The following is a 9,629-nucleotide window of genomic DNA, read 5'->3' as shown; positions in this document are numbered from 1 at the left end:
GCACCGTCTACGTCGGGAGTGGCTTGGACCTCTACGCGGTGGATGCGGAGACGGGCGACGAACAGTGGCACTTCGAGACGGGTCACAAGGTGTTTTCGCCGCCAGCGGTGGCCGATGGCATCGTCTACGCCGGAAGTGGAGACGGGAACCTGTACGCGGTGGATGTGGAGACGGGCGACGAACGCTGGCGCTTCGGGACTGGCGACTACGTGGACCCGTCACCAGCGGTGACCGATAGCACCGTCTACGCCGGGAGTTGGGACGGGAACCTGTACGCGGTGGATGCGGAGACTGGCGACGAACAGGGACGATTCGAGACGAACGAGAGTCTATCCTCGTCGCCGGCGGTGGCCGGTGGTATCGTCTACGTCGGGAGTGACGATGGGCTCCTCTACGCGGTCGGCTCGGGTTCCCAAGACGCTGAGGATACGGCCTCGGCACCCACGCAGGCCGACACCGCGACCGAGGCTCCAGCCGACGCCCCGACCGGTACCCGAGCGACGGAACCGACGGGGGGCGGAGACGACAACGACGATATCCCCCTTCTCCCCATCCTCGCGGGGGCACTGGGCCTCGGCGGCGTTGGCGGGTTGTGGTACGCACGTAGCCGTGCTGGTGGGGATGGAACCGGCGACACGGGCGAACAACCGGACGCCTCGTAAAGAGCGATTCGACGGCGCCCCGGGTTCTCCAAACCCATTAACGCCTCCGGCCCGGAGTACGACCAACAGATGGACGGCCGCGAGTTACTCGCCGACCGGGACGTGCCCTTCGACCCCGGAGCGGTCGATATCGACGACGAGGCGGTCCTGAAGCGACTCGCTCCGCCGGTCCGCGAGTGGTGGGTCGAGGAGTTCGGCGCGTACGTTCCCCAGAACGGCGGCTTCTTCACACCGCCCCAGAAGGAGGCCATCCCGCTGATCGACGAGGGCGAGAACGCACTCGTCGCCGCGCCGACGGGGTCGGGCAAGACCCAAGCCAGTTTCTGCGGCATCGTCAACGAACTGTTCGAACGCGCCCGGGCCGACGAATTGGCGAACAGCGTCTACTGCCTCTACGTCTCGCCGCTGAAGAGTCTCGCCAACGACATCCACCGCAATCTCGCGGTCCCGCTTGAAGGCATCACCGAGAAACTCGACGACCGCGGGGAGGACGTCGAGATACGCCACGCCATCCGCCACGGTGACACCGACGACGCCGAGCGCCAGCGGATGCTCGAAACCACGCCGCACATCCTCAACACCACGCCCGAGACGCTGGCCATCCTGCTCAACAGCCCGAAGTTCAAGGAGAAGTTGGAGACGGTCGAGTACGTCATCGTCGACGAGATTCACAGCCTCGCCGCGAACAAGCGCGGCACCCACCTCTCGGTGTCGCTGGAACGACTGGAGGCGATGGCGGAGGGCTCTCCGACCCGTATCGGCTGTTCGGCGACGGTCGAACCACTGGAGACCGTGGCCGATTTTCTGGTCGGCCAGCGCGAACGTGGCGGTCCCCCAAGAGACTGTGAAATCGTCGACGCCCGCTTCGCTCGGGAGTTCGACCTCGAACTCTCGACGCCGACAGACGACCTCATCGACACCCCGCGGGACGCCGTCACCGACCGCTTCTACAGTCAACTGCACGAGTTGATCGGCGAACACACGAACACGCTCGTGTTCACGAACACCCGCTCGGGGGCCGAGCGCGTCCTCCAGAACCTCCGGGAGCGCTACGGCTACGACGAGGCCGACTCGGGGTGTCACCACGGGAGCCTCTCGAAGGAGCGCCGAGAGGACATCGAAGGCCGGCTGAAAGACGGGAGTCTGGACGTGGTGACCACGTCGACGAGCCTCGAACTCGGCATCGACATGCCCCACGTCGACCTCGTGGTCCAAGTGGGGTCACCCAAGTCCGTCGCCGCGTTGCTCCAGCGAGTCGGCCGCGCCGGCCACCAACTCGGCGAGACGGTCACCGGCCGCGTGGTCGCGCTGGACAGGGACGAACTGCTCGAGTGTGCGGTGATGCTCAAGAAGGCCGAGGAGGGGTTCGTCGACCGGGTGTTCGTCCCCGAGGGCCCGCAGGACGTGGCCGCCCAGCAGGTGTACGGGATGGCCATCAACGGCCCCCGGCCGGAGGCTGAGATACGGGATATCCTCGGCCGGGCCTACCCCTACCGCGAGTACGTCGACGACGACTGGGAGTCGCTGTGTCGGTACCTCACGGCCGACTACCCCGGGATGGAGGACAACAACGTCTACGCGAAGATATGGCGGGACACCAACGACCCGCCCGACGGCGAACACCACTACGAGGAGTACGACGTGGGCGAACCGCTCATCGGCAAGCGCGGCCGCCTCGCGCGAGTCATCTACATGACCAATATCGGGACGATACCGGACAGCTTCACGTGTGACGTGTTCACCAGATCCGGCGACGAGTGGGTGGGGCAACTGGACGAGCAGTACCTCGACACCGTCGAGAGCGGCGACGTGTTCGTGTTGGGCGGCGAGCGCTTCGAGTTCCGGTATCGCCGCGGGTCGAAGGTGTACGTCGACCGGACGAGCGCCCGCCCGACGGTGCCCTCGTGGTTCTCCGAGCGGTTGCCGATGAGCTACGACCTCGGCCGCGAGTTGCTTGCCTTCCAAGGGTCGCTGCTGGAGCGACTGGACGAGGGCGGCCCCCCTGCCGTCCGGAACTGGCTCCGTGAGTTCCCGCTGGACGAAAACTCGGTGCGGGCCGTCACGCGGATGTTCGACCAGCAGGTCCGTTACGCGGGCGTCGAGTCAGTGTCGACCGACCGGCGACTGGTGATCGAGGAGGAGCGAGACAGGGAGGAGTACGAGCGCCGGTACTACGTCCACTCGGCGTACGGCCGGCGGTTCAACGACGGCTTCTCGCGGCTGCTGGCCTACCGCGTCGCTCAGCAGGCGACCGCCAACGTCCAAGTGGCCGTCGCCGACCACGGCTTTACCCTCTCGATGCCGCTGAACCGGAAAGTCGACGTCGAGGGCATCGTTGCGGACATCGACCCCGTCGACGTGCGCGCTGACCTCCGGGCGAGCCTCGACGGCACGGACCTCCTAGAGCGGTACTTCCGCATCGACGCCACGCGGGCGTTGATGATACTCAAACGCTACAAGGGCCACGAGAAATCGGCCAGTCGCCAGCAGTTCGACGCCGATATGCTGTGGAGTTTCGCCAGCGACCTCCGGGAGTTCGCCGTCGTCGAGGAGACCTACCGCGAGATTCTGGAGGACAAACTGAACGTCGACGCCTTAGAGGACGTCCTCGGTGCGGTGCAGGCCGGCGACATCGAAGTGGTCCACCACCGCGTGGACACGCCCACGCCGCTGTCGTTCGGCCTCGCCACGCTGATGGCCAGCGACACCGTCCTCGCCGAGGACGAGTCGGCGGTGCTACAGGAGTTCCACCAGCGAGTGCTAGAGGAGATAGACGACGGCGAAGCCGACGGCGTCTCGGTGCCCGAGTAGCCCGGAGCAGTATAAATCCGTCCCCGAACATATACGTTCTCACACAATTTTTTACCGACGAATGCTGAAATTCGAGAGAGAGATTTAAGCCAGTTTCTGGGCGCTATTTCGGCTATATTCCAGATCGGTCTGTCCCGGAAACCGTCCGTTTATGTCGGTCTAGTACTAAATGTAGTGTATGGAAAACGAGCGATCCCTGAGTCGGCGGAACGTGTTGCGAGCATCGGGCGGCGTCGCGGCGGCGGTACTGCTGGCGGGCTGTTCGGCGGACAGTGACAACGGGACGGACGACGGCGGCAGCGACGGCTCGACGGTCACGGTCGGTCCCGGCGGGTCGCTGGCGTTCGAGCCGAACGAGATCACCATCTCGACGGGCGAGACGGTGACGTGGGAGTTCGACAGCGCGAGCCACAACGTCGTCGGGTGGCCGGATATGCACGAGACGGTCTCGATTCCCGACGGCGCCGAGGGCTTCGGGACGATGGAACAGGGCGGCAACATCGTCGAGACCGTCGAGGAGGGCGAGACGTTCGAGCACACCTTCGAGACGGCCGGCGAGTACACCTACGTCTGTGGCCCCCACGCCACCAATATGGTCGGAACTATCGTCGTCGAGGAGTAGCGGTCCCGGGAAGGCTTGAACGGTCCGGTACGTTTTTACTCGGCACTGTGCAGTATGTCCACATATGCTGTCGGTTGGGACACATCAGCGGGGTATCGTCTTCGTACTGTTGTTCGCGGCCGTTCTGAGCGTGTTCGCGGTCGGGTCCGCGTCGGCGGTGGGGCCGCCGGCGGCGGCCGACGGTCCGAACGGATCGGCGCTGAGTTGTCACTCGACGGACGGAACAGGTACCATCAGTGTGGAAGTCGCCGAGGAGACAGGCTCCCGGATAGATTCCACCGTGGTCAGCTACGCGGTGGCAGAAGCGGACACCGATATGTTCGTCACGTCGGGAGACACTGCTGATGGGACGTTCCTGGTCCAGCAATCGACCGGTGCCTACGACATCTCTGTGAGTGCGGACGGGTACGACAACGAGACGGTGCGCGGCGTCTGCATCCGGGACGGCGAAACGAACCAGCAGACGATCTATATGCAGGAGTCAGATACGAACCGACCACCAATCGCCGACGCCGGGCCGAACCAGTCCGCCACGCCCGGAGAGATAATCACGCTGGACGGGAGCGACTCCTACGACCCCGACGGCATCGGCGTGAACTACGACTGGAGCCAGACCGGAGGTGAGCCAGTCACGCTCTCGAACCGGAGCGCCGCGATGCCGGAGTTCACCGCGCCCGATGTGAAGACGACGATGGCCTTCGCGTTGCGGGTGACGGAGGACGGCGACAGCACGCTGGCCGACACCGACACCGTCAGCGTGACCGTCGGAGGGGACAACACAGCGCCAGTCGCCGATGCTGGCCCGGACCAGTCGGTCACGTCCGGGACTCGCGTGAAACTCAACGGGAGCGACTCCTACGACCCCGACGGCGATACGATAAGCGACCGCTGGACACAGATCGACGGTCCCGACGTGACGCTCGACGGGCAGTACCAACGCGTCGCGGAGTTCACGGCTCCATCGGTCAGCGATTCCACGACCCTCACCTTCGAACTCCTCATCTCTGACGGGTCGCTCAACACCACCGACACCGTTGACGTCGTCGTCAGTGACGACACGGACAACACACCGCCCGTCGCCGAGGCCGGACCGGACCGGTCGGCCAATCCAGATGACACTGTCTTCCTCGACGGGACCGGGTCCTACGACCCGGACGGCGACGAACTTGACGTGTCGTGGGCGCAAGTCGGCGGCCCCAGCGTCGACCTGCGGGATCAGGGGACGTTCACGCCGACGCTGACCGCGCCGTCGGTGTCCGGCACCGAGACACTGACGTTCAAGATATACGTCGGTGACGGGTCGATCACCGTCACTGACACCGTCGATGTCGTCGTCAGCGGTGGAACGGACAACACGCCGCCGGACGCCGAGGCCGGGTCGGACCTGACGGTCGAACCGGACGAGTCGTTCACGCTCGACGGCAGCGCTTCCTCGGACCCGGACGGTGATAGCCTGAGCTACGAGTGGACCCAGACCGCCGGGCCGTCCGTCTCGCTCCGGAGAGGCGCGTCGGCGGCCCCGTCCGCCCGCGCGCCGGCCGTCGACTCGACGCGAACACTGCGGTTCGAATTGACCGTCGACGACGGGCAAGCGACCGACAGCGACACCGTCGAGGTGACGGTCACGCCCGGGAACTCGCCGCCGGACGCCGAAGCCGGCCCGGACCGCTCGGCCGCCCCGGAGGACACCGTCACCCTCGACGGCAGCGAGTCGTCCGACCCCGACGGCGATAGCCTGAGCTACGACTGGACACAGACCGAGGGCCCGGATGTGAGCATCGACGACGCCGACGCCGCGACGGCGTCGATAGACGCGCCGTCGGTAGAAGAACGGACGACGCTGACGTTCGAGGTGACCGTCGACGACGGCGAGGCGACCGACAGCGACACCGTCGAGGTGACCGTCACGCCCGAGAACGACCCGCCGAACGCCGAGTTGTCGGTGTCGCCGACGCCCGCGACGGCCGGCGAGGCGCTGACGGCGTCCGCGAGCGGATCGAGCGACTCCGACGGCACCATCGAGGAGTACCGCTGGTCGTTCGGTGACGGCTCCGGTGCGACCGGCGAGACAGTCAGCCACACCTACGACAGCGGTGACGACTACACAATCGAACTCACCGTCGAGGACGACGACGGCGCGACCGACACCGCGACGGAGACGGTCACCGTCGAGACGCCGACGCTCCGCATCGAGCGCATCTCGCGGGGGATAGGCGGCACCGTCCTGAGCGGCGTCGACCTCAGCGAGAGCGTCTCCGCGACGGTCGAGAGCGAGAACGACGTCGAGTCGGTCACCTTTGAGTTGGACGGCGAGGAGTACACCGACACCGACGGCACCGACGGCTGGCAGCGGACCCTCCCGACCGGCGACCTCTCACAGACCAGCGTCCTCACCGTCACGGCCGAGACGGAACGCGGACAGACGGTCACCGAGACGCGGTCGATACCGGTCCTCCAGACGCCGGAGTGGCTGGAGCTACTCGTCGAGACGGGGTCGGTGTCCGTCGACGCCAGAGACGCGGAGATAGCGCTCTCCCAGCAGATCCCGGACCCGCCGATAGACACGGACCTCACCGTCCCAGAGGCCGTGCCGGTACTGGGCGGGCCACAGGAGTTCGAGGCGTCCTCTGAGTTCGGCGTCACCTACGACATGATCGACGAGGAAGCCACGCTCAGGGGCGAGGGCGAACTCGCCGTCGACGTCTTCGACCGGAGCGCCGAGGGCGAACTCGGGGCCGAAGGGACCGTCGACACCACCAACTGGAACGTCCAGCGCGGCCACGCCTACGTCGACGTGAAAGTCGACGCCATCGGGCGGTCGGTCAACCCGTCGGTGTCGGCGTTCGGACTCTCTATCGGCATCAACGTCGAGGTGACCGTCTCGCCGAAGGTGGGGCTGGATGTCTACTTCGACAACACGAGCAGCGGGCTACAGGCCACTCGCGGGTCGGTCCAGCCCGGCGTCGAGGCCAGCGCCGTGGTCCAGCAGGAGGCCCTCGGCGTGGACCTCTCCGGGTCGGTGACCGGTGACCTGACCGGCACGGTCGACGTGCCCGCGCCGTACGACCCCGGCGCGAGGGCGTCGATAGTCGGCGAAGTCGCCGCCGAGAAGTACGGCTACGAGACCAACGTGACGCTGTTCAACGTCACCGAAAGTATCGGCTCCGGCACCGGTAGCGCGCTCTCCGTCGACGGGAACTCGACGGTCGAGCTATCGGGCTGGGAGCGGGCGGACAAGTACGGCGGCGTCCCCGCCGTCGACGGGAGCGGCGCGCTCACCGCCGCGGACGGCACCGCGGGCATCGCCACCGCCGAGACGGGGACCACCGCCAGCCGGCTGACCGGCGACGGCCTCGCCGACAAGTCGCCGTCGCTCGCGTTCGACCCCGTCAGCGGTACCGACATCGCCGTCTGGAGCCGGCAGGCCCCCGAGAAGTCCGTCGCCGAAGGCCGGGACGTCTACGTCGCAACGGGGAGCGACGACGGCTGGACGGAGCCGCGACAGATCACTGACGACCGCCGGATGGACACCAGCCCCGCCGTCGCCGTCGACGACGAGACGGGGCGTGCGGTCGCCGTCTGGACGCGCGTCGACACCGTCGTCCCCGAGACGGATGTCTCCGGGCCGGCGGAACTGGACGACAGCACCGAAATCGTGTACGCCGTCCGGCCCGACGCGACCGCCGACTGGTCACGACCCCGGGCCGTGACCGACGACGACGCGCCCGACACCGCGCCCGCAGTGGCCCACGACTCCGCCGCCGACGTATGGACGCTCGCGTGGGAGCGGGGAGAAGATTCGACGGCCGTCGCTCGCGTGAGCGACGAGGCCCTCGGGAGCGACGGCGCGTTCGACGACCCGACCGCCGTCGAGGGTACCGACCCCGTCCTCTCGCCGCGGGCGGACGGCGGCGTCGCGCTGGCGACCGCGAACGTCTCCGACGGCGGCAACGGCACCGTCTCCCTCTACCGAGTCGGCGCTGAGGGGACTGTCGACCGACAGCGCGACGTCGGGACCACGTCCCTCTCGGATATCACCGTCGCCGACGATGCCCTCGCGTGGGTCGACGGGCCCGCCCCGGACCCGACCGTCCACTGGCTGTCGGCCCCTGAGGCCGACGCCGAGACGGTCGACGTCGGCGGCGTCTCGGACATCGACGACCTGACCCTCGTCAGCGAGAGCGGGACGGACGTGCTGACCTACCGCGGACAGACCCAAGACAACCCCGAGAAGCGGGTCTACTACCGCGTCCGGCGCGGCGGCGAGTGGCTCGACGCCGACCCGCTCACCGAGCGGTCGCCGACCGGCCTGAGCTACTGGCAGCTATCGACCGCGCTGAGCGACGGCGGCGACCGCTTCCGGTCCGCGTTCCTCGGCCGCAACGTCACCGGCGATCAGCACAACGACGTCTTCGCCGTCCAGCACACCCTCCGGCCCGACGTCGCCCTCGACGCCACCGCCGAAAACGCCAGCGTCGGGGAGACGACGACCGTCGACTACACCCTCGGCAACGTCGGCGACGTGGCCCTCGAAGACCCGGTCGAGGTGACTGTCCGCGCCGGCGGGTCGGTCGTCGACACCCGGACCGTCGATCCCCTCGACGCCGGGGAGAACACGACCGGCTCCCTCGCCGTGACCGTCCCGCCGTCGGGGACCATCGACCTCACGGCGAGCACCGACGCGACGGAACTGAGCGAGCGCAACAACGGTGCGACTGTCGGCCCCGCGAGCACCGACCTCACCGTCGACGTGAGCGCCGACCGGGCGGGCGAGAACGCCACCGTCGCCCTCACCGTCGACAACGACGGCGCAGCGACCGACCAGCCAGTCGGCTACGAACTCCGGGCCGACGGCGAGACGGTCTTCGACGGCTCCTTCGACGGGATGGGGCCGGACGCGACCCGCACCGTCGAGCGCGAACTGCCGGTCACCGCGGTCAGCGCCAACCGGACCGTCACGGCCGTCGTCGACGCCGCGGATCGGGTCCGCGAGGTCGACGAGTCGAACAACGAGTGGGAGGGCCGACTGCTCGCGCCCGACCTCACGCTGTGGGGCGGGAGCGTCGACTACGGGGCCGCCACCGGCGGCGTGAACGTCACCGTCTCGGTCGGCAACCAGGGGGCGAGCGCGACCCCCGTGACCGTGACGCTGTACCCCGAGAACGGGACGCCCGTCGCGGCGACGACGAATATCTCCGGGGCGGCCGACGACGACACGACCGTCTTCGAGAGCGTCCGCCTCACCGGGGTCGCGCTCGCGGCCAACGAGAGCGTCGACGTGGTCGTCGACAGCCCCTACGAGCGCAGAGCGAGCGACAACGCGCTGACCTCGACGGTGCCCGAGAGCGTCGCGCCTGACGTCGCCCGTCCCGCCCTTCCGGGCCAGTCGGAACCGGCGAGTGACGTCGACGGCGACGGGCAACTCGAAGACGTCGACGGCAACGGAGCGGCCGACCTCTTCGACGCCCTGACCTACTACAACGAGCGCAACAGCGACGTTATCGAGAACAATCCGCGCGCCTTCGACTTCGACG

4 protein-coding genes are annotated in these 9,629 nt (G+C 67.8%); all 4 read left to right on the top strand.

Annotation, left to right across the window (positions count from 1 at the left end; genetic code table 11):
• On the top strand, positions 1-662 hold a 662-nt coding region (locus GJ629_RS11600), incomplete at its 5' end, for a PQQ-binding-like beta-propeller repeat protein (RefSeq protein WP_157513214.1).
• A gap of 69 nt (positions 663-731) precedes the next feature.
• Positions 732-3,473 (top strand): ATP-dependent helicase, encoded by a 2,742-nt coding sequence (locus GJ629_RS11595; protein WP_157513213.1) that lies wholly within the window; start codon positions 732-734, stop codon positions 3,471-3,473.
• A 178-nt stretch (positions 3,474-3,651) separates the two neighbouring features.
• Entirely contained in the window at positions 3,652-4,095 is a 444-nt protein-coding gene (locus GJ629_RS11590; RefSeq protein ID WP_197428571.1) for a plastocyanin/azurin family copper-binding protein, read from the top strand.
• Positions 4,096-4,159: 64 nt separating this feature from the next.
• On the top strand, positions 4,160-9,629 hold a 5,470-nt coding region (locus GJ629_RS11585; RefSeq protein ID WP_157513212.1), incomplete at its 3' end, for a PKD domain-containing protein.

The sequence above is a fragment of the Halapricum sp. CBA1109 genome (genome assembly GCF_009741825.1).
Lineage (GTDB): Archaea > Halobacteriota > Halobacteria > Halobacteriales > Haloarculaceae > Halapricum.
The sequence above is the reverse complement of the archived record's forward strand: the minus strand, read 5'-3'. Positions and strand labels throughout refer to the sequence as shown.